Origin of the sequence: Paenibacillus sp. LC231 (assembly GCF_001860525.1) — a bacterium.
In the GTDB taxonomy this organism is placed as follows: Bacteria; Bacillota; Bacilli; order Paenibacillales; family Paenibacillaceae; genus Paenibacillus_AQ.
On the sequence record NZ_JFOM01000015.1, the window covers coordinates 481,410 to 503,162 of the forward strand.

18 protein-coding genes are annotated in these 21,753 nt (G+C 46.9%); 17 read left to right on the top strand and 1 reads right to left on the bottom strand.

Annotated features, from left to right (window positions below):
• The first annotated feature begins 76 nt into the window (after positions 1 to 76).
• The 13 genes from AK95_RS12315 (at position 77) to AK95_RS12375 (ending at position 17,171) form a co-directional block, all read left to right on the top strand.
• Positions 77 to 1,117, top strand: coding sequence for an ABC transporter substrate-binding protein (locus AK95_RS12315; RefSeq protein ID WP_071220236.1), 1,041 nt, complete (start codon positions 77 to 79; stop codon positions 1,115 to 1,117).
• Positions 1,118 to 1,178: 61 nt separating this feature from the next.
• Complete coding sequence (locus AK95_RS12320) at positions 1,179 to 2,099, top strand: ABC transporter permease (protein WP_071220237.1); 921 nt, start codon at positions 1,179 to 1,181, stop codon at positions 2,097 to 2,099.
• A complete protein-coding gene (locus AK95_RS12325) occupies positions 2,099 to 2,893 on the top strand; it encodes an ABC transporter ATP-binding protein (protein WP_071220238.1) in 795 nt (264 codons plus the stop codon). Before AK95_RS12320 ends, AK95_RS12325 begins: the two co-directional genes overlap by 1 nt.
• A 321-nt stretch (positions 2,894 to 3,214) precedes the next feature.
• Entirely contained in the window at positions 3,215 to 3,898 is a 684-nt protein-coding gene (locus tag AK95_RS12330; protein WP_071220492.1) for a response regulator transcription factor, read from the top strand.
• Positions 3,899 to 4,900: a sensor histidine kinase gene (locus AK95_RS12335; protein ID WP_071220239.1), complete on the top strand. Its 1,002-nt coding sequence runs from the start codon at positions 3,899 to 3,901 to the stop codon at positions 4,898 to 4,900.
• Positions 4,901 to 4,994: 94 nt separating this feature from the next.
• A complete protein-coding gene (locus AK95_RS12340; protein ID WP_071220240.1) occupies positions 4,995 to 5,678 on the top strand; it encodes an ABC transporter ATP-binding protein in 684 nt (227 codons plus the stop codon).
• Positions 5,675 to 8,266, top strand: a complete 2,592-nt coding sequence (locus AK95_RS12345) for an ABC transporter permease (RefSeq protein WP_071220241.1) — start codon at positions 5,675 to 5,677, stop codon at positions 8,264 to 8,266. The genes AK95_RS12340 and AK95_RS12345 overlap by 4 nt, the downstream gene beginning before the upstream one ends.
• A gap of 81 nt (positions 8,267 to 8,347) precedes the next feature.
• Positions 8,348 to 9,781 carry a VanZ family protein gene (locus AK95_RS12350; RefSeq protein WP_071220242.1) on the top strand — a complete coding sequence of 478 codons (1,434 nt, stop codon included), beginning with the start codon at positions 8,348 to 8,350 and terminating at the stop codon, positions 9,779 to 9,781.
• Between the two features lie 290 nt (positions 9,782 to 10,071).
• Positions 10,072 to 11,460: a helix-turn-helix domain-containing protein gene (locus AK95_RS12355; protein ID WP_071220243.1), complete on the top strand. Its 1,389-nt coding sequence runs from the start codon at positions 10,072 to 10,074 to the stop codon at positions 11,458 to 11,460.
• Positions 11,461 to 11,779: 319 nt separating this feature from the next.
• Entirely contained in the window at positions 11,780 to 13,159 is a 1,380-nt protein-coding gene (locus tag AK95_RS12360; RefSeq protein ID WP_071220244.1) for a helix-turn-helix domain-containing protein, read from the top strand.
• A 166-nt stretch (positions 13,160 to 13,325) separates the two neighbouring features.
• Positions 13,326 to 14,555: a CynX/NimT family MFS transporter gene (locus AK95_RS12365; RefSeq protein ID WP_071220245.1), complete on the top strand. Its 1,230-nt coding sequence runs from the start codon at positions 13,326 to 13,328 to the stop codon at positions 14,553 to 14,555.
• 285 nt (positions 14,556 to 14,840) lie between these two features.
• Positions 14,841 to 16,070, top strand: coding sequence for a chromate transporter (locus tag AK95_RS12370; RefSeq protein WP_071220246.1), 1,230 nt, complete (start codon positions 14,841 to 14,843; stop codon positions 16,068 to 16,070).
• A gap of 168 nt (positions 16,071 to 16,238) precedes the next feature.
• Positions 16,239 to 17,171, top strand: a complete 933-nt coding sequence (locus AK95_RS12375; RefSeq protein WP_071220247.1) for an NAD(P)/FAD-dependent oxidoreductase — start codon at positions 16,239 to 16,241, stop codon at positions 17,169 to 17,171.
• A 155-nt stretch (positions 17,172 to 17,326) separates the two neighbouring features.
• Here the strand turns inward: AK95_RS12375 and AK95_RS12380 are convergent, their stop codons facing one another.
• Positions 17,327 to 17,626 (bottom strand): hypothetical protein, encoded by a 300-nt coding sequence (locus tag AK95_RS12380; protein ID WP_071220248.1) that lies wholly within the window; start codon positions 17,624 to 17,626, stop codon positions 17,327 to 17,329.
• Positions 17,627 to 17,775: 149 nt separating this feature from the next.
• Here AK95_RS12380 and AK95_RS12385 point away from each other — a divergent pair, with 149 nt between their 5' ends.
• The 4 genes from AK95_RS12385 (at position 17,776) to AK95_RS12400 (ending at position 21,749) form a co-directional block, all read left to right on the top strand.
• Positions 17,776 to 18,165 carry an antibiotic biosynthesis monooxygenase family protein gene (locus tag AK95_RS12385; RefSeq protein ID WP_071220249.1) on the top strand — a complete coding sequence of 130 codons (390 nt, stop codon included), beginning with the start codon at positions 17,776 to 17,778 and terminating at the stop codon, positions 18,163 to 18,165.
• 188 nt (positions 18,166 to 18,353) lie between these two features.
• Positions 18,354 to 19,334, top strand: a complete 981-nt coding sequence (locus tag AK95_RS12390; RefSeq protein WP_071220250.1) for an AAA family ATPase — start codon at positions 18,354 to 18,356, stop codon at positions 19,332 to 19,334.
• A gap of 13 nt (positions 19,335 to 19,347) precedes the next feature.
• Complete coding sequence (locus AK95_RS12395) at positions 19,348 to 20,454, top strand: DUF58 domain-containing protein (RefSeq protein WP_071220251.1); 1,107 nt, start codon at positions 19,348 to 19,350, stop codon at positions 20,452 to 20,454.
• Positions 20,451 to 21,749, top strand: coding sequence for a DUF4129 domain-containing protein (locus tag AK95_RS12400; protein WP_071220252.1), 1,299 nt, complete (start codon positions 20,451 to 20,453; stop codon positions 21,747 to 21,749). The genes AK95_RS12395 and AK95_RS12400 overlap by 4 nt, the downstream gene beginning before the upstream one ends.
• Positions 21,750 to 21,753: the final 4 nt, after the last annotated feature.

Genomic DNA, 21,753 nt, shown 5'->3' on the forward strand with positions numbered 1-21,753 from the left:
CGGGGAAGCGTTGTCGCTTTATGTAGAAAATTATGGTTTAAGAACGAAGCGGTTAATCAATGAGAGGGGAATCATGATGAAGAGAAAAATGTGGTTATCACTAACACTCTCCGCACTGCTGGTTACGGCGGTAGGATGCGGGGACAAGCCGGAAGGCGGCGGTACGACTCAAACGGGAAGCGGCGGAGAAGCGGAGAAGAAATCCTATAGCATCGCTATTTCGCAGATCGTAGAGCATCCATCCTTGGATGCAACGCGGGAAGGCATTCTGGCGGCTTTAAAGGAAGCCGGAATTTCCGAGGAAGACAATACGCTGAAAATCGACTACAACAATGCGCAAGGCGATCCAGCGAACAACCTGTCGATCGGTCAGAAGCTGAAGGATACGAAATCGGATCTGGTGGTCGCTATCGCAACCCCGTCCGCACAGGCCGTGGCTGAGAACGTAAAGGAGAAGCCGGTGCTGTTCGCAGCGGTGACGGATCCGGTTGACGCGAAGCTGGTGAGCGACCTTCAGAAGCCGGGTGGCAACGTCACCGGGGCATCGGATACTAATCCGGAGGCAGCTAAACAGCTGATGGATTTCATCAGCACTAACTTCCCGGACGTTAAGAAAATCGGCCTAGTCATTAATGAAGGGGAAGCCAATGCAGTGGTGATGGCAAAGACGGCTGAAGAGGCGCTTGCCGAGCACGGCATCGAGCTGGTTAAGGCAGCTGTCACAAACACTTCGGAAGTGAAGCAGGCCGCAGAGTCGTTAGTCGGCAAGGTAGATGCATACTATATCACGTTGGATAATGTCGTGGTCAGCGGCGTTGACGCGATTATCCAAACGGCACAAAAGAATAAAATTCCGTTCTTCTCCAGCGACCGCGATACGGTGGAGAAGGGGGCTTTTGCAACCGTCGGATTTAAGTATTACGACCACGGCTATCAAGTTGGACAAATGGCTGTAGAGATCCTGAAAAACGGCAAAAATCCGGCGGAGATGGAAGTGACGAAGCCGGATAAGTTGGATCTGATCCTGAACACGAAGGTTGCGGCTGACTATGGTATTGAAGTGACAGACGCCATGAAACAGGAAGTCAAGGACCCGGACAACAACATCATCGAGTAACGGTAAGGCGCGGAGATAACAGCCCGCGCCTTACTTCTTAATCCTTAAGGAGGTCAATGACATGCTGGATTTCGTGATGAGGCTGGATGGTCCGATTGAATTGGGGCTGCTGTATGCGCTGATGGCACTTGGCGTATATATTACGTTCCGGATTCTGGATTTTCCGGATCTGACGGTGGATGGGAGTTTTACTACAGGTGCAGCGATTGCAGCGATTCTGATTACCAACGGTGTGAATCCATGGCTTGCGACGCTGGCTGCATTTGCCGGAGGCATGTTAGCCGGTATCTGTACAGGCCTGCTTCATACCAAGGGCAAGATCAACGGTTTGCTCTCCGGCATTATTATGATGATTGCCCTGTATTCGATCAATATGAGGATTATGGGTAAGCCTAATATTTCGTTAAGCCAGGAAGCGAATATCTTCGGATCCATTGATCCGATCTATATTATGTTGGTGATCGTAATTATCGGAAAACTGCTGCTGGATGCATTCTTCCGCACGGATCTTGGTCTTGCACTGCGTGCGACAGGAGATAACAAGCGGATGATCCGCAGCTTTGGTGCCAACACGGACACCACAACCATTCTGGGGCTCAGCATCTCGAACGGCTTGGTTGCCTTATCCGGGGCGGTGGTTGCCCAGCAATCCAGTTTTGCCGACATCAGTTCGGGTATCGGAATGATTGTTATCGGTCTGGCATCCGTTATTATTGGCGAAGCCGTGCTGGGGACCGGTTCGGTATTCCGGACGACGCTGGCTGTAGTCTGCGGTTCGATTATTTATCGGATTGTCGTTGCTGCTGCTTATGAGATCCCATGGCTCGAAGCGTCGGATTTAAAATTGATCACAGCGATCATCGTCATTATCGCTCTTGTGGTTCCGACCATCAATCGGGCGATGAAACAGCGTTCACAGGCACGGAGGCGCTCAACCGAACTGTTAGCTACGCAAGGGAAGACCAATGGAGGTGCGCTCTGATGCTGGAAATGAACCGTGTGTCCAAGCTGTTCAATCCGGGAACCGTGGACGAGAAGATTGCCTTGATGGATATCAATCTTCACTTGAAGCCGGGGGATTTTGTAACGGTTATCGGAAGTAATGGTGCAGGCAAATCCACGCTGATGAATATTATTTCCGGGGTAATGAAGCCCGATGCGGGCGAAGTACGCATTGACGGCACTTCAATTGGCCATCTGCCGGAATATCGTCGCAGCCGCTGGATCGGCCGGGTATTTCAGGATCCGATGGCGGGGACAGCGCCGCATATGACCATTGAAGAGAATCTTGCGATGGCTCATCGCCGCGGCCAGTCCCGTGGACTCAGCATTGGCGTTACAGCTTCCAAGCGCGCGGGCTTCCGCAAGCATTTAGAGCGGCTCGGCATTGGTCTCGAGGATCGGCTCCGAGCCAAAGTAGGGATGCTCTCCGGAGGGGAACGTCAAGCGCTAAGCTTGCTGATGGCGACCTTCACTCAGCCACAAATCCTGCTGCTGGATGAACATACGGCAGCGCTTGATCCGGCACGTGCGGAGCTGATCATCCGAATAACCGATGACATCGTACGCGACATGAAGCTGACCACGCTCATGGTCACACATAACATGGAGCAAGCAATCCGTCTAGGCAATCGCCTCATTATGATGGACAAAGGACGTATCATTCTGGATGTGAACGAAGAGCGCAAGAAATCGCTGACGGTGGAGCAGCTGCTCGGGGAATTTGAGCAGATTAGCGGTCATAAGCTGTCGGATGATCGTTTGGTTCTTGGGTAAGCATCTTGCGTTGAGACGGGAATCATTCTATGAATATAACGCTAAGCCTTCAATCTTGACAGGCTTAGCGTTTTTTTATACGCTAATTTTTTCCTGGTCAGTTATCTATCGAGGCCGGTTAATCATATGACTGGTTTCAGTTCCATCGCTTTTTGCAAGGATTCCTGATAACGTGTTAATGTTGGGTGAGCCACATCTTTAATCGGGAATAACATCAAGATTGTGTTTTGAAAATGCCTGACGACCGCTAAGCTTGAGCTAGCGGACATTTGAATGTAGGAGGCTTATTTCTTCATGGTCGTTCGTAAAGATGATCTGCAGATGAAAATATTATTAGTGGAAGATGATAAAACGATCGCGTCCGGACTGGAATATTCGCTGCAGCAAGATCGCTTTTCTACCGTTCTTTGCTATGATGTCGAATCTGCAAAAAAAGTGCTTACTGAACATATAGATCAATTCGCTCTATGCTTATTTGATTTATCGCTTCCGGATGGAAGCGGTTATGAATTGTGCAAAATGGTGAAAGAACGACGAGATATTCCGGTCATCTTTTTAACGGCGATCGACGATGAGGTCAATGTTGTTATGGGGCTTGATATGGGAGCCGATGATTATATTACAAAGCCTTTTCGTATTCGCGAGCTTCTCTCGCGGATCAAGTCCGTCCTGCGTAGATACCATAAGTCCCCTCAAACCCAAGGGATCATTAACCTGAACCAGGTTCGCATGAATACGCTGGAAGGAAAAGTGTATAAAAACGGAGCCGAAATTTCATTGACCGCTTTGGAGTATCGCTTATTGTTGATTTTTGGTAACCATATTGGGCAAGTTCTGTCAAGAAATCAGCTTTTGGAGCAGATTTGGGACGTGGCAGGCGACTTCGTGAACGACAATACGCTAACGGTATATATCAAAAGGCTACGGGAAAAGCTGGAGGATGATCCGCAGCATCCCACGATGATCAAAACGGTACGCGGTTTAGGATATAAGGTTGGTGATTAGATGCTGCGTAATCGAGAGGTTCAGATTTTATTGTTGATTATGGGTTCCATCAGTTTAGCGGGGGGCGTTGCGGCTGCTTTTATTTCGTCTGTAGCTGCGGCGCTCGTTTTCATCATGTCTATTTTACTTATGGGAAGCAGTCTGTTATTCACGAGATGGAGATACGGCGAACTTGAAAAGCTGTCCGTCTATTTGCGTGAAATTAGCAGCGGTAATTATTCACTTGACGCTCGCGATAATCAAGAAGGTGAGCTTAGCATTTTAAAGAATGATATTTATAAAGTGACGCTTATGCTATCAGAGCAGCGGTCGCTTCTGCAGCGAGACAAAACGGGGCTAACGGATGCCATTTCCGATATCTCGCATCAGCTTAAAACGCCCCTTACCTCCATGACGGTGATGGCGGATTTATTAAGCAAACCCGACCTGCCCCCAGCGAAAAGAACGGAGTTCACTCGCAATATCCGTATTCAGCTTGAACGAATCGATTGGCTTGTTTCTTCCTTATTAAAGCTATCGAAAATCGAGGAAAAGACAATCCAGTTCAAAAAAGATCAGGTATTCGTTAATAAGCTTATACAAAAGGCATTAGAACCGGTGTTGATTCCGTTGGAAATCAAGGACCAAACGGTAACCATCAAAGGCGATGAAAACGTCTGTTTTGTCGGTGATTTCAAATGGACGGCCGAAGCGCTCATTAATATATTGAAAAACGGTGTCGAGCACACGCATGAAGGCGGACGCATAGCCATTTCTTTTTCCGAAAATGCGCTATTTACGGAAATTATCATTGCCGATAACGGTAAAGGAATTCCAAAAGAAGATTTACCTTATATTTTTAAGCGTTTTTACAAAGGGAAAAATGCGAGCGAGGGAAGCATCGGCATTGGTCTTGCGATGGCTTACAGCATTATTGCAAGCCAGAACGGAGTGATCGATGTGACAAGCAGCAGCGACAAGGGTACGCAATTTCGAATTAAGTTTTATAAACAAGTGATTTAACCGTATGTGACTAAATTGTCATCTTGGCAGTCACTTGAAAGTCATTTTGGACAGGTAAAATGATATCCATCAGCAACGAGATGGAGGGTTTGCATTGGAAATTTTAAAAATCGAGCATTTGTCTAAAATATACGGCACAGGCGAATCGGCGGTAAAGGCGCTTGACGATATTTCATTTTCGGTTCAAAAAGGCGAATTTGTCGCGATTATCGGCCCGTCCGGATCGGGGAAATCCACGCTGCTGCATATGCTGGGCGGTGTGGATCGGCCGACTAGCGGCAAAGTCCTCGTAGAGGGTACGGACATGTATAACTTGGACGAAACGCAGTTGGCCATCTTCAGGCGGAGACAAATCGGACTGATCTACCAGTTTTTTAATCTGATTCCCGTCCTGACGGTGGAAGAGAATATTACGCTCCCGCTCTTGCTTGATGACCAAAAGGTAGATCAGAAGCAGTTGGATGGTCTGGTGAAGACTCTGAATCTGCAGCATCGTTTAAACTATCTGCCCAATCAATTATCAGGCGGACAACAGCAAAGGGTGTCGATCGGCAGAGCGCTCATTAGTAATCCTGCCATTATGCTGGCGGACGAACCCACTGGGAATTTGGACAGCAAGAATAGCAGCGAGATCATCGACTTATTACAAATGTTGAATAAAACCTATCGCCAGACATTGATCGTGATCACGCATGACGAACGAATCGCTTTGCAAGCGGACAGGGTCATTTCGATTGAGGACGGAAGAATTGCCAAAGACGAGGTGATTCGTCCTTGAATATTGTCAATAAACTTACCGTCAGACATTTGAGGCAAAACAAGAGACGAACGCTTGTAACCATCATAGGTGTCATGTTGTCAGTTGCCATGGTGACGGCTGTTGCTACGCTTGGTTTTTCTTACTTGGATTTAATGAAAAGGCAAACCATCGCGGATGAAGGGGAATGGCATGTCTTATATCAGGATGTCAACAAGGAACAGCTTGCAGCGATAAAAAACGATGACGCAACCAAGACCCTTGCAATCACCAAGGATCTTGGCTATGCCCCATTCGAAGGGGGACAAAATACAAATAAGCCGTATTTGTTCATCAAGGCGTATGATGCACAAGGTTTAGCGCAATTTCCGATTGAATTGAGCAAGGGGCGTCTGCCGCAAACAGACAAGGAAGTTGTAATTTCTGAAGCTATTGCGATGAATGCCAAGGTGAAGTACGAACTCGGAGATCGTCTTACCCTTCGCGTCGGCAAACGATTCGAGGTAGGGAACGATCAACCGCTGGGTCAAACGGAATCGCTGCGCATGGTAGATAACGAAAAGAACGAAACGCTGCAAAATATAACGACAAGGGATTACACGGTCGTAGGCTTCATCAAATCTCCCGTATGGGAACCGGCGTGGGCCCCGGGGTATACGGCCATTAGCTATGTCAATGAAAACCTCATCGGGGCAAACGATCGAGTCAATGCGGTGGTCGTCTTGCAAAAAGTCAATCAGTCTTTGTTCGCTCATGCTGAAAATTTGGCAGAGAACAACCATATCGAAACAGTCCAATATCATCACGATTTGCTTCATTATTATGGCGTCTCCAAAAGCGAAGCCTCGTACAGCACGATGTTCTCCTTATCGTTGATCCTGATGGCGGTTATTATGATCGGCTCGGTTTCGCTGATCTATAATGCTTTTGCGATTTCCGTCTCGGAACGTTCCCGTCATTTAGGGATGCTTGCAAGCGTGGGGGCTACGAAAAGGCAGAAGAGAAATTCGGTGTTTTTTGAGGGGGTCATTATTGGCTTGATCAGCATTCCCGTTGGAATCCTATGCGGTCTTGCCGGGATCGGCATTACTTTTCAGTTTATTAACGCTACAATTCAAGGAGCATTAGGAATTACTGAAAAGCTAACGGTAATCGTCACGCCGTTATCGCTTTTGATTGCCTGCACTGTTTCGATGTTCACGATTTTCATTTCGACGTATCTCCCGGCCGTCAAAGCATCCCGGATTTCCGCCATGGATGCGATTCGTCAAACTACCGATGTGAAGCTTACGGGCAAAAGCGTGGAAACGCCGAAATGGATTCGAAGGCTCTTCGGAATCGAAGCGGAGATCGGATTGAAAAACTTGAAAAGGAACAAGCGGAGATACCATGCCACCGTGTTTTCGCTCGTGATCAGCATCGTTTTGTTTTTAACGGTATCATTTTTTACCGGTAATCTGAAACAAACCTTGGCTATGTCGCAGGAAGGCGTCAACTATGATATCGAACTATCTTACGGCAATGAAAAAAGAATAGACGATCGGTTGGTTCAATCCATTGCATCCCTTTCGGATGTGTCGGAATACAGCGTAATACATGAGTTGTACAGGAACGCTTGGATCGAAGAAGCGTCCATCGCCGATGAATTGCAGGAGGCGGTCAAGAAGGATCGGAGTATGCTGAAGGACGGAAAATATCCTTATGATATTAAAATCGCTGCATTAAACGATTCGAACCTGCGGGCTTATGCCAAAGCAGTCGGCGCAGATTACGAGCTACTGACGGATCCGGATCATCCCGCCGCCATCGTGATTGATACGATCGATTATAAAGATATGGAGACGGGAAAATACGTCCAAACGAAGGTAATTCATGCGGGTGTCGGGCAAAGTCTCGATTTGACGACGATCCATGAGGAAACGGAGCAAGAAACGGATGTAAGTAAAGTGTACATTGCGGCGTTGACAGATCGATCTCCGATGGGGTTGAACTTAGTCGGAACAGGCGGGCTAAATATAGTCGTTTCGGAACAGGTCCTGAATCAACTGGCAGACGATAAGAGCGGGGAGTTCGTTCAAACCTTTCTCTATCTGAAAAGTGCGGACCCGCTGAAAACGCAGCAGGAAATCGAAGATATGAAAGAACCTAATCTGTATGCGTATAATGTGTATCAATCCAGAAAACAGGAAGAACAGATGATACTATTGATGTCCGTCTTTTCTTATGGCTTTATCGTATTAATTTCAGTGATTTCGATTGCGAATATTTTTAATACGATCTCAACGAGCATCTCCCTTCGAAAGCGGGAATTTGCGATGCTGAAATCCGTTGGAATGACGCCAAAAGGCTTTGCGAAAATGATGAACTACGAAAGTGTTGTTTATGGGGCCAAATCACTGCTGTTCGGGCTTCCTATCAGCTTCATCGTGATGTATGTGATCTATAAGGCATTTGCGAACAAATTTAGCTACGGATTCGTCCTTCCCTGGATGAGTATTCTGTCTGTCATTGCCTCCGTATTTGTCATTGTCGGTTCTGCCATGCTATATTCCAGCGCGAAAGTAAAAAAGGATAACATTATCGACGCGTTAAAGCAGGAGAGTATATAAAAATGACCGACTCTGACTTGAAACTGCAAGGAAAGACAGTGTCAACCATCATTAGAATAAAGTCATAAGGGGGACCTCGTCTTGGGGATCGATGCAATCTATACGAATCTACGTATTTTAATGCTGCCGGTCATATTAATTATCGGGATCGAATTCGTTCTAATCGGGTTATATTATTATCTTTATTATAGAAAACAACAATCAGAGAGAAAGCCAAGGATTCATATGAAAAAGCTTTTTCTTGGCGCCTTGTTCATCGGATATGTTGTATTTGTGCTTGAGCTAACCATGCTCGGGCGCGGCCATTCCCATTTCTTGCAGATAAATCTCCATCCATTCAGCGATTATATCGAAGCGTGGAACAAATATTCCTTACGTGATCTTCAGAACGGCATATTTAATATCATCATGTTTATCCCTATGGGAATATTGCTGCCCTTCATCAGCCGAAAATGTAAAGCGTTTAAGTGGCTTCTTCTAGTCGTGGTAGGTTCTACGCTCTTTATTGAAACCTATCAGACGCTGTCAGGTGCAGGGCTGTTTGAGCTTGCTGATATCATGAACAACACGCTTGGTGGTATTTTTGGATATCAGTTATACAGACTTACTGCTTCCATTGTTGACAACAAAAGAGTAAAAATGAAAAGTCTGCTGGGAAACCTGGCGATCCCTCTAATCATGGGTTTGTTTTTTATCGGTATGCATATTGTGTATTCCCAACAGGAGTTCGGCAATCTGGCCATAAACTCGTATACCAAATGGAACATGACAGATGTTCAAGTGACAACATCCCTTCAGCTAAGCACGGCACCTGCAGTCGCTCCCGTATACAAGAAAATCATTCAGCGGGATGGTGTAGAGACCCTGCTGCAGCAGAAGTTAGGATTATCTGAGTTGAAGGTTAAGGATCTGGGCGGCGTACGTGAGGTTCTAATGGAAGACAAATCAGGAACACCATATACCTTCTATCAATCCCAAGAGGGGAACTGGTCGTTAATCGAGAACAATTATACAGAAGAGCGGGCTTCATTCGCTGACCAAGAACCGATGCTCTCAAAAGCCAAAACCATAATAGCCGATCTTGGCCTACTCCCTCAAGAGGCTCATTTAACAGCATTGGATAGCGGAGAATTTCAATGGTCCCTCCCGGATAAAGCGGGGTTAAACGGAAATTATTGGACTGGCGAACTGTTACTCGGTCTTAAACAAGATGGCAGTATCTATTCAATAAATGACGGGATACAAGAGAATCAATTCATTAAGGAAGTAGATATCCTGTCTCCTGCAGAGGTATATGAGCGTATCAAGGATGGAGAATTTCCTCAAATCAAAAGAAATGCAATATTAAAGCCTGATCAACTCGTCATTAAAAAGGGTGACCAACTAGATATAACAGGAATCGAGCTTACGTTTATATATGACACGAAGGGCTTCTATCAGCCTGTATACAGAGTACACGGTGTATTTAATGGGGATTCGGATTGGTTCACCTTAATTCAGGCAAGAAGGAGCTAGGAGAGGATATAGTAAGTAACGGCCCTGACTTGATTGATGTCAGGAAGGTTTAATCCAACTTTCAAAGCGCTTCCGAAAATTTCGGAGCGCTTTTTCTCATCGTAGTGATCCATATGACGATATATAAATAGTAAAGAAAAGTGCTGAATTTGGCATTTTTAAATTGTATTGGTTATTTTTTGTAAAAAAATGACGTAAATAAGTATTGACCGCTGGAATATTAATCAATATGATTACTGTATAGAGAAATATACTAATATTTGGGTTCGATCCTAGAGGGTGGTGTTAGCTTGGAAAGGACAGCCACGATTCGCGAACAAATGGAAGAGTTTCTACATAAGCACGAAATGACGATTAATCGATTTGCTGAGATATCGGGGGTCAATAGCGGCACACTCAGCAACATTCTGAATGGGAACCGTCCGATTTCCATGCAGCAGTTGGACCGGATTACGTTAGGTATGGGTCTGGAAGAGGGTTATTTTTACGAGTTGTATATAGATGAATGCATCTTTCATGCTACGCCGGATTGGCGTCGGCTGGGTCCGTTTCTTCACCGATGCGCGGAGCTGGGGAAGCTGAATTGTCTGGACAAGGCTGTCCGGATGACGATGGATAATATCTCTTATTCCCCCTTACTCTTTGAAACGGCAGAGCTTTTTTTCAAAGAGGGAAAGCATGAGGCGGCTGTACTGCTGTATAAAAGTGTGGCGGAGAGTGAACGATTTCAGCATTCGGAGCGGTTGGCCCTTTGTCAGTATCGGTTGTTTACGCTTGGGCTTACGGATGATCAGGATGCAAACTTGCAAGCAGCTGTTTATTTTGAGCCGTTTGTGGATCGGTTGGATGAGATGTATCAGTTGGATGCATTAAGACAATTGATTAATATAAATGTATCGCTAAATCGATGGGATAAAGTTGAAGAATTAGCTAAAAAAATGGGTAGTAAAGCAAAGATTCAGTATCAGAATGATGTGAAAATGTATGATCTAGAGGCAGGAGAGGTGAAACCTTTAATTTTCTATATTTTGTACGCTCAATTAATTCAAGCAAATGTTTGTCGAGAAAGAGGAAATTATGAGCAAGGATTATACTATGTATCATTATATATGAATCCTGACTGGGTTACTGAGCCTTCTATAGATGAACTTCGGGTTATCAATCAGTTTAAGGACTGGGGAGAGGCTAATAAATATCTCTACCAGCTTATGGTTGGACAAGTTGAGGTTTTAACTGATTACGTAGAATACATTTCGACTAGAGAGAATGAAATTTTCACTGCACTGTGTAATATAATGATCGCTGCCAACCGTTATGACTTGAACGTAGAACAAATATTGGAACGTTTTGAGGTGTATTTAATACTTAAAGATCAATCAAGTAATATAGGCACCATTAATCGACAAGTTAATACTGAAAGATATACCCGACTTTTGTCTGAATTAGGAATATATTATTTGAATTCAAAAAATTACGACAAAGGTTTACAATTTATATTGGAAAGTTTAGACAAATCTATTACAATAAATAGTAACAGGGGTATGCTAAGATGTATGGGATTATTTGAACAGTTTCGCGATTTTTCTTCGTATGAATGTCAGAAACGCTATAAAACTTTAGTAAGTGAGGTGCAGGATTTAAATGAAAAGAAAATTGGCTTGTCTACTAGCTACATTTAGTATTGTAATGCTAATAACATTACCCGTTATTTCAAACAATGCGGATCTGTTAGATCCGACACATCGGGCAACATTATCACATGATCATGGTGTCGGAAGCTAATAAGTTAGGATACGGTGATAATACTGATACTAAAGATATCTTAAAGAAGATAGTTCCTGAAAAACGAGGGACTATCTTCTTTTTATTAATGTATTTTTCGAATTATAAAAAAAGAGCAATTCATTATCACTATTGACCTAACGATTGTAAAATAATAGCATGTAATTAATTATTTACTATACTAATATTTGGTTTTCCATCTGGGGGTGTTGTTATATGGAGACGACAGCCACGATTCGCGGAGAAATAGTTAGATATTTGCAGAATCATCGTATGACAATCAACCAATTTGCCAGGATATCGGGTATTAACAGCGGGACACTTAGTAATATCCTGAATGGGAATCGTCCCATGTCCATGCACCAGTTAGACCGGATAACCGAAGGGATGGGTCTGGAAGAGGGGCATTTCTACGAACTTTACATAACGGAAAGCATTTTTCATACGACTCCGGATTGGCGAAGGCTTGGACCTTTTCTTGAGCGATGTGCAGAACTGGATAAATTGGATTGTTTGCATAGAGCTGCACGAATGACGATGGAAAACATTAACTACGCACCGATGCTTTTTGATATGGCGGAGACCTTATTCAACGAGGAGAAGCGTGAAGCCGAAGCTTTGTTATACGAGTGCGTTGCCGAGTGCGAAAAATTTCAGTATTCCGAACGGTTAGCTCTTTGCCAGTATCGACTATTCTTAATCAGGTTAGGTGAGAACCAAGAGGAAAATTTACAAGCAGCTGTATACTTTGAGCCTTATATTGATAGGTTAGATGAAATCTATCAATTGGATGCGTTAGTTAAGCTTATTAATTTAAATATATCTTTGCAGCGAATGGATAAAATCGAAGCTCTAGCCAAAAGAATGGAACATCAAGCCAGAATTCATTATCAGCAAAATAGAGATACGTTTGAATCGCTTGAATTTCCAAAGAGACCTCTTCTTTTTTATTTACTATATTCGTACCTAATTCAGGCATTTGTGTATCAAGAACGAGGTGATTACGATCATGCTCTCCACTATGTATCATTGTATGATAAACCAGATTGGGTAATAAATCCGAGCCAAGAGGAATCTCTGATTTTGGAGCAGTTCAGCGAATGGGCTGAGGCTAATCGATATATGTATGGTTTAATGAGTGGGCAGCCAGGTTCTCTGAATCAGTATGTAGATTATGTTGAATCAAGAAATGATGAGATCTTTCTAGCTCTATGCAATATCATGGTCGCAGCTAATCGTTATCAACTTCAGGTTGATCCAATTTTGGAACGCTTTAAAGAGCATCTGCATTATAGATCGCAGCAAAATCAACTTGGAAAGGTTAGCGATCAGGTCACATTAAACCGATACACCCGCCTCCTCGCCGAGTTAGGGATATACTATTTAAATGCTAAACAGTATGATTGGGGGTTATCCTACATCCTGGACAGCCTCGAGTATTCGATCAGAACCAAAAGTGATAACGGGATGCTGCGGTGCATGGGGATCTTCGAGCAGTTCCGTCAGTACGCATCCGAGGAAATACAGAAACGTTATAATGAATTCATTCGTGATGTCCAAAAATTATCCGTGTATGCTTGGAGCCCGCTTGTGTAGGGCTCTATACGTGCGTCTACAGGTTAATGTACAACGCTGAATAGGCGACAGACTGGCCCTATAAGCTGCCATGAAGCTTCCCGAGGCTATAGCCTAATATCCGGGTTTGTGATAAACTCGGATAAGTTTATTTTTACATATCGCTTGAAAGTAAGGAGTTCATGTCATGACATCAAGAACATCAATAGATCAAAACACAACTTCCGCCGGGCGTACATGGATGATGTTTGCAGGTATTATCCTGATTGCCATTAACCTGAGAGCGGCGATTACATCGGTTGGCCCGCTGATCGGGATCATCCGCGACGATACGGGAATCTCGAACACGTTGGCGGGTATGCTCACTACACTGCCGCTACTAGCCTTTGCTTTATTGTCGCCAATGGCACCGGCCATGGCTAAAAAATGGGGGCTGGAGACTACTCTTTTACTAAGTATGGTGGTGCTGACATTCGGCATCGGCATCCGCTCGATATCATCCCCTTATACGCTGTTAATCGGTACCGCATTTCTCGGAATGGCTATAGCCGTTGGGAACGTGCTGCTTCCAAGTCTGGTCAAGCGGGATTTCCCCCGGCATATCGGATTGATGACGGGGACATACTCTGCTTCGATGAACCTGCTCGCCGCGATCGCATCCGGGATCAGCGTTCCGCTGGCTACCCAAGCTGGGCTTGGTTGGCAAGGGTCCCTATTAATCTGGGGTTCGTTATCCGTCTTGGCTCTCATCGTATGGATCATCCAGCGCCGGAGCTCCGGAAGAACCGCTGAGGTAAGTTCGGCTGCTACCAAACATCAGAGTGTGCTGAGGTCACCGCTTGCTTGGTACATTACTTTATTCATGGGTCTTCAATCGTTTACGTTCTACGTGAACATCTCATGGCTGCCCGAGATTCTGAGAAGCCAAGGCATGGATTATAGTGCCGCGGGCTGGATGCTCTCGATTCTCCAATTTGTCAGCCTGCCATTCTCTTTCATTATTCCTGTTCTGGCTGGCCGGAATCCCAATCAGCGCATGCTGGTGACGATCTCTGCCTTGTCTATGCTGACCGGATACGCAGGCTTGTTTTCTGGTCTGACTTCATTAAATCTGCTATGGGTGATGCTGGTAGGTATTTCAGGCGGGGCCAATTTCAGTTTATCTCTGATGTTCTTTACCCTTCGTACGAAATCGGCTCAAGAAGCTGCCGCTTTATCCGGTATGGCCCAGTCGCTGGGTTATTTATTGGCTGCAGTAGGTCCGCTGCTCATTGGTTTCCTGCATGATGCAACAGGGGGATGGAAGGTGCCTCTGGCGGTACTATCCGCCATTGTCGTTGTATTGTTCATTTTTGGTTTTGGCGCTGCGAAACCAGGGTATCTCTCCGTGCCGAACGAAACGAAGCCGGAGGTTTAACGTTATATCAGTCACATTATAGTGACGCATACATTGAATAGGAACATAAGAGCGAACCATGGACATAAGTTCAGTTGGGTCGTTCTTTTTTTAGTACATGTACCGGAATTTCACACGATATCACTCAAAATTCTTTAGATTTTACATAGCGTTTACATAAATGGGTAGATTGATCATGAGAGTTTGGTATACTCTGAAATTTGATAAAGATGACCTGTATACTTAAGGGTTAACGGGTTTACGATTTCTATTACATGACACTAAGCATATGGGGAGCGATGAATATTGAATCCGGAGACAGACAAAGAACAAGTTCAAGTTCAAGTTGGCAATAGGCAGCCCTCTGGTAGGTGGCGTGCCCTCGGCGAAACCTGGTGGACCGCTCTGCAACTGGGGCTTACATCGTTTGGCGGACCGATCGCACATCTTGGATACTTCCACCAAACTTATGTGCGCCGCAAGCAATGGTTGGACGAAAAAAGCTATGCGGATCTGGTGGCCCTGGCCCAATTTCTTCCCGGTCCCGCCAGCAGCCAGGTGGGTATTGGAGTTGGGATGATGCGAGCGGGCATCTGGGGCGGCATCGTCGCCTGGCTTGGCTTCACATTACCGTCCGTGCTCATGCTTATGATCTTCGCCTATTTGATGCAAACCTTCGATCCCGGCTCGGCAGGCTGGATTCAAGGGCTGAAAATTGTCGCAGTGGCCATCGTGGCGCAGGCGGTTCTGGGTATGGCAGGAAAGCTGGCCTCAGGCCCTGTAAGGGCGGCTATAGCTTTAATAGCCATGGCAGTCGTTCTGCTGTGGCAGAGTCCCATTTCTCAAGTGACGGTCATTGCTCTTGCCGGCATATCAGGACTGTGGTTGTTCAAGCGTCAAGCGAACGAAGAAGCAGCACCCGAGATAAAGATGCCGATCGGACGGAGAGCCGGACTCTTTTGCTTGGGCCTGTTTGTTGTGTTATTAGTGGGTCTGCCGCTCCTTAAAGGGCTGACCGATAACGGTTGGGTAGCCATGGTGGACAGCTTCTACCGAGCCGGATCGCTTGTATTCGGCGGAGGGCACGTCGTTCTCCCGCTGCTGGAGAGTGAGACGGTGCTGAACGGATGGATGTCTAAAGAGGATTTCCTGACGGGTTACGGAGCCACACAGGCAGTACCCGGTCCGTTATTTACTTTTGCCGCTTACCTCGGGGCCTTGATTCAGGGGATTCCTGGAGGTATCGTGGCTACACTGGCTATCTTTTTGCCTGGATTTCTGCTTATCGTAGGGGCCATGCCTTTCTGGAACAGCATCCGCAGAAACCCTAAGCTGCAAGGCTTGCTGACAGGCATGAATGCGGCAGTGGTCGGGATTTTGCTGGCTGCTCTGTACCATCCCATCTGGACATCCTCCATCCACAGTCCGCTTGAATTTGTGATTGGTGCGGGTCTGTTCGGGATGCTGATGTTCTGGAAGAGCCCTCCGTGGCTTGTTGTGATTGCCGGTGCATTAGCCGGACAGCTTCTCCTGTAATTCATTGGTTTGGACCTCGGCGCTGTGTGCCGGGGTCTATTTGATTTTTCAGGAGTAAATCACGGCAGATTGGTTAAATAATTAGGGTGTACCTCTCTTCTTGAAGTATATCTTGAAGCAAAGAGTTCCTGCGCTTAATTCGATATAGAAATGAGTGGATAAACCTACATGTTGGATACCGAAGTGAAGGATTGCATTATCATTGGCGGCGGAATTGCAGGTCTGCAGGCGGCTATACAGCTGGGGCGGTATTCTGCCTATGATGTCCTGGTGATCGACCGGGGAACGGGGCGGTCCACCATCTGCAAGAGCTACCGCAATATCCTTGGATGGCCGGATGGGGTCTCTGGTGAAGAGCTCAGGGGGCGGGGGCGCCTGCAGGCGGAATCTGTCGGCGTTACGTTTGCAGCCGATGATATCCGGAAGGCGGAACGGGATGAATCGGAGTATTTTGTGTTAATTGGTAAAGATGGAGTTCATTACAGGGCCAAAACCTTGCTGCTCGCAACAGGCGTGATGGACCGTTTTCCCCAGCTGCCAGGCCTGATGTCTACGCTGGGCACATCCGTTTTTGTATGCCCTGATTGCGATGGATATGAAATTCAGGATCGCAAGACCGTCGTGATGGGATCAGGAGATCCCGGTGCCAGTATGGCTGTGCTGCTATCGGAGCGAACCCGGGATATCATCTACATCAATCATGAGGGGGAGCCGGCTTCTTCCGAGCATATGTCCCAATTGGCGGATCTCGGGATTCCGTATATAGAGAAAAAGGTGTTGGCAATTCGCGAGGAGGGCGGCATCCTATCGGCCGTTGTGTTGGAGGATGGGAGCATCGTGCCTGCGGAGCGGGGGTTCCTATCTTTTGGCGGGAATATGATCTATTCCGAATTGGCCGAGCAGCTGGGGGCAGAGCTGGAGCACAACCGTCATGTCAAGACCGATCCAAGGTCCAAAATGACGAGTGTCGAGTCACTCTGGGCCGCGGGTGACCTGGGCGTCCATTCCGAATTAACCACCGTGGCGATGGGGGAAGGCGCAACGGCTGCGATCTGGATTAACAAGACACTGAAGAAGATGACTAGCGGAGCCGTTACATGAGGTTATGAAAAGAGAACAGAACAATTCGAAAACTCGGTACGATCCAGTCGATGAAATAATATGAATAACCGCCTGATCAACACGGCAAGTCGTGAGAATGGCCGTGGGACCCAGGCGGGTTTTGTAGTCTTCTGAAAGAGTAAGCCGATCCGCGTTTACAGACCGAAGCGGGTGATATGTTCTTCGAGCCTATACTTATGCAGTAATTCGGTTTGCTTGGGACCGATCAGATCAAAATGCGGGTAAGGCAGACGGTAATGGATATATTCCGGATTAAGTCCGTTGGATACACACCAGTCTTCCAGGCGCTGGATGTTCGAGCAGCCTACTTTGGTTACGGTATTAAACTCCGGAAACCGCTTGTCGTACCAATAATGAGTCAAAAAAGCGATGTCTCCTTGTGCGACCCTCTGCTTCCATTGCTGCAATTCCTGTCTCGAGATGCCGAATGCCATGTTTGTCTCATCCTTATAAGTGTATTCATGCTTCTCATTATATCAGCATATACTTGACTGCACCTACTTGTTTTCCTAGGATGGCGCTGCCATATACAAGCGTTACATTTTACCGTTGATCGGATGGATATCGAAGAGGGGGATACGATATGATACTGGAATCAGCGATACTTTATATCAAACCGGGGCTGGCAAGCGAGTTTGAAAGTGCTTTTCGGGAAGCTTCCGGCGTTCTGTTATCGAAAAAGGGATATGTAAGCCATGAGCTTAACAAGTGCGTGGAGAACCGGGATGAATATATATTCCTTGTCCGCTGGAGCGGGATTAAGGATCACCTGATCGGCTTCCGCGGGCATCCGGACTATAAGCTGTGGAATGCGTCTCTGGAGCCGTTTTATGCAAGGCCGCCTGAGGTTAAACATTATATCGATATCCGGATCGATCGTCGCGAGCAGGCTGAAGCGGAGCTGACCAAACTATTGATTCCAGAAAGCAGGACGGATTTGACTTCTTCCCAGGAAGAAAGGACGGCAGAATAATCAGATTTTTAAATATCGGATGATCCGTCCATAGGGTGCACTTTCGGAAGCTGTCCTTGGACAGCTTCTTGCCGTATTTGAAAGGACGGGGGAGCCGAATATCCGGCAATTGATCTTATTTTGTCCCGAATAACAGGAATTATGGGATGTCATGACGAACTTTGTTGTAAAGTTAAACTACATAAGGAGTGGTTACAATTACTATAGATTATCATGGCGTTCGCCGTCTTGCCGACGACATTCGAGCAAACGTTTCCAAAGTTATGGTAGGTAAAGAGCAGCTGATTGACAGACTATTTATTGCCATGGTCACTTCTGGTCATGTTCTGTTGGAGGATGTGCCGGGCACAGGCAAGACATTGCTGGCCAAATCCATCTCGAAGTCGATTGATTGCACGTTTAAGAGAGTACAGTTCACGCCGGATTTGCTGCCGTCGGATCTGAGCGGCATCTACTTCTATAATCAACAATCCGCGACGTTTGAATTCCGTCCGGGTCCTCTGTTCACGAATATCCTTCTAGCCGATGAAATCAACCGGGCGACACCTCGTACGCAGTCCAGTTTATTGGAGTGCATGGAGGAACGCCAGATCAGCATTGACGGTGTAACCCATCAGCTGAAAGAGCCGTTTTTGGTGATCGCGACGCAAAATCCACTGGAACAGCAAGGAACGTTTCCACTGCCGGAGGCGCAGCTGGACCGCTTTCTGTTCAAACTGAATATGGGATACCCTAGCTCAGAGGAAAGTGTGAATATTCTGAAGCGATTTAAAGATGATCAACCCTTGGAGTCTCTAATGGCGATTGCAACGTCTGAGCGGATTGTACAAGCCAGGCATATCGTCAGCAAAGTACATGTCAGTGATGTGATATTATCCTATATCGTTGCGCTTTCCGAGCATTCAAGACGGGATGAGGCGGTTGCCTCGGGCGTAAGCCCAAGGGGCTGCCAAGCCTTATTGAAGGCGGTGCAAGTACAAGCCGTCCTCAAGGGCAGGGAGTTTGTTACCCCTGATGATGTGAAGGAATTGGCTGTGCCGACATGGGCGCATCGGCTGAAGCTTCGAGGGACGCTTCACAGCCGCGGCGGTGCGGCCGCGGCGGAAGAAGTGATCGAACGGCTGCTGCAGCAGGTTCCCGTACCGACAGAAGAAGGCATTTCGTCGTAGGGGGCGGATGGCGATGGGAGCCTATTGGATATTGTTAATCGCCGCTGTGGTCATCGTTGTGCAGGGCAAGATTTTCAAACGGACGGCACTCAAAAAGCTGAACTACAGCCGTTCCTTCAAGGTGTCGACCTGCTATGAGGGAGATTCCGTGGAATTGATCGAAATCATTGAGAACCGCAAAGCGCTGCCTGTGCCCTGGTTAAGAGTAGAATCCCAATTCCGCTCGGGGCTGGCATTTGATAATCAATTGAACCTGGATATCAGTGAGGGGCAATTCAATCAGAACCACAAGAGCTTCTTCAGTCTTCTGCCATGGACCAAGATCCTTCGCAGACATCGGATTACCGCTAAGCGCAGAGGTCTGTACAAGCTGGGTACGGTATCGATGACGACGGGGGATCTGGTCGGAATGGAGTCGATTGTCCAGAGCAAGACGTTGTCCGGTGGCATTATCGTGTACCCGATGCCGATGGATGTGACGGACATGGCCCTCCCGGTCCAGACCTGGATGGGCGAAATGCTGGTGCGAAGATGGATCTTGGAGGATCCTTTCCTGATATCAGGCGTACGCGAATATCGGGACGGCGATCCGCTGAAGGATATTCAATGGAAAGCGACCGCACGGACGGGCATCTTGCAGGTCCACAGGCGGGATACCACTGCGGACAGCCGACTCTTGATCTATCTGAATATAGAGGATCATGAGCAGATGTGGAGCAAAGCGACGCGGCCCGAGCCGATCGAGTATGGCATCCGACTGGCAGCGGGCATTACAGCTCATTTATTATCGCAGGGCATGGAGATCGGAATGGGAACAAACGGAACGCTTGGCGAGGATTCAACCGATGAAGCATTCGTCCCGGTTGCAGGCGGCATGACACAGCAGCATCTGATATTTGAAATGCTGGCGAGACTGGAGCTTACTCGAAAGGCTTCTTTTCATGATTATTTGGCCTCTGAACTGTCCCGGCATGAAGAGGCTAGAGATATCCTCATTCTAAGTACTTACGTCAGCCCCAGGCTGGAAGAGATGTTTCAGCGTTTTCGGGACCATGGGCACACGATTCAGGTATTTCCTCTCGGTGAAGCGCCGTCTCCTGCGAAGGAGGTGTCTGCATGACCTCTCGAGACACTGGATTTATAAAAACGTTCTTGCAGGGATTCGTGGAATGCGTGCTCTATTTTCCGGTACTCTTTATTCCGGCATTCTATCTGCTGCCTGAATCGCACCGATGGGTATGGCCTGCCCTAGTATTAGGCGGGTACTTACTTGGCTACACAGGTGCGCGATGGTTCAAGCTGGACCGTCAGTTTAAGGCAACCTTATGGGCGTGCCTGGTTTCCATTACGGCAGCCATCACATTTGTAGGCGTTGATATTACCCTTGCTTATTTCATCCCCCTTATATTTATTTCCAGTTATCGTGGCAGCCGAATGGAGCAGGCAAGCTGGAATCTGATGTTTCCGGGGACGTATTTCTTAATAGGATTGATTTTGTTCGGGGTCAGCAGTTTTATATTAAGTTTTATGGATTCATTCCAGGGTGGTATATCCTCTCTGACCTGGATGGGGGCAGCGGCGTTAGGATTGACTCTGTTGCTTGTCAATCGGCAGTTGGTGTTGGATGAAACACTGCCAGGCAACGATCAGCCCGTGTTGGAACGGCGGGTTCTGCGCTACAATCGCTGGTTTATCCTCGTATTGCTGCTTCTGGTTGCGGTGGTCGCCTTCTTGCCGCAGCTGCAGCAATGGGTTTCTGATATGGCGAGAGGGATCGCTGCATGGATCTCCGGATGGTTCAGCTCCGGTGCGGAGCAGACTCCGGAACCGCCTTTGTCGTCGGAGCCTCCTCCCGAAATGTCGTTTCTTGATGAAGAAACCAAGCCGCCGAGCCCATGGATGAAAGTATTGGAGCAAGTGCTGATCTATGGCGTGTTCACCGTGATCGGGATCGGAATGATATATGTTTTGTTCAGGTTTAGCAAAGTACTGCCTAAACTATATAGAAGATTCTCTGCATGGATGAACAGGAGGATGAACAGACAGAACGTTCAGCCCTCGTTAGGTTATGAAGATGAAGTGGAGAATATTGACCCGGCATCCAAACGACTAAAACGGATGTTGTCCGGTATTCGTATCGGCGGAAAGTTTCGGGCGGGAGAAGGATCGGAGCATTTGAATGAGAAAATTCGCCGAATGTATCGGATGATACTTTCCCGAAGTATCAGGGAAGGCTATAATTGGAAAGCATCGCTAACGCCGCGGGAAACCGAAAGCGATCTTAAGGAATGGAATGGAAGGAAGGATCGTATTCCACAATCCTTGATTGAGCTTTACGAGGAAGCCCGATATGGTACCCGTACCATTACGGAGGAAGAAGTTGAACGGATACAATTGGATAGGAAGCATACATGAGGAG

Coding starts and splice junctions, on each gene's coding strand:
- AK95_RS12315 (WP_071220236.1), top strand. CDS start 77: ATGAAGAGAAAAATGTGGTTATCACTAACACTCTCCGCACTGCTGGTT.
- AK95_RS12320 (WP_071220237.1), top strand. CDS start 1,179: ATGCTGGATTTCGTGATGAGGCTGGATGGTCCGATTGAATTGGGGCTG.
- AK95_RS12325 (WP_071220238.1), top strand. CDS start 2,099: ATGCTGGAAATGAACCGTGTGTCCAAGCTGTTCAATCCGGGAACCGTG.
- AK95_RS12330 (WP_071220492.1), top strand. CDS start 3,215: ATGAAAATATTATTAGTGGAAGATGATAAAACGATCGCGTCCGGACTG.
- AK95_RS12335 (WP_071220239.1), top strand. CDS start 3,899: ATGCTGCGTAATCGAGAGGTTCAGATTTTATTGTTGATTATGGGTTCC.
- AK95_RS12360 (WP_071220244.1), top strand. CDS start 11,780: ATGGAGACGACAGCCACGATTCGCGGAGAAATAGTTAGATATTTGCAG.
- AK95_RS12365 (WP_071220245.1), top strand. CDS start 13,326: ATGACATCAAGAACATCAATAGATCAAAACACAACTTCCGCCGGGCGT.
- AK95_RS12375 (WP_071220247.1), top strand. CDS start 16,239: ATGTTGGATACCGAAGTGAAGGATTGCATTATCATTGGCGGCGGAATT.
- AK95_RS12380 (WP_071220248.1), bottom strand. CDS start 17,626: ATGGCATTCGGCATCTCGAGACAGGAATTGCAGCAATGGAAGCAGAGG.
- AK95_RS12385 (WP_071220249.1), top strand. CDS start 17,776: ATGATACTGGAATCAGCGATACTTTATATCAAACCGGGGCTGGCAAGC.
- AK95_RS12395 (WP_071220251.1), top strand. CDS start 19,348: ATGGGAGCCTATTGGATATTGTTAATCGCCGCTGTGGTCATCGTTGTG.
- AK95_RS12400 (WP_071220252.1), top strand. CDS start 20,451: ATGACCTCTCGAGACACTGGATTTATAAAAACGTTCTTGCAGGGATTC.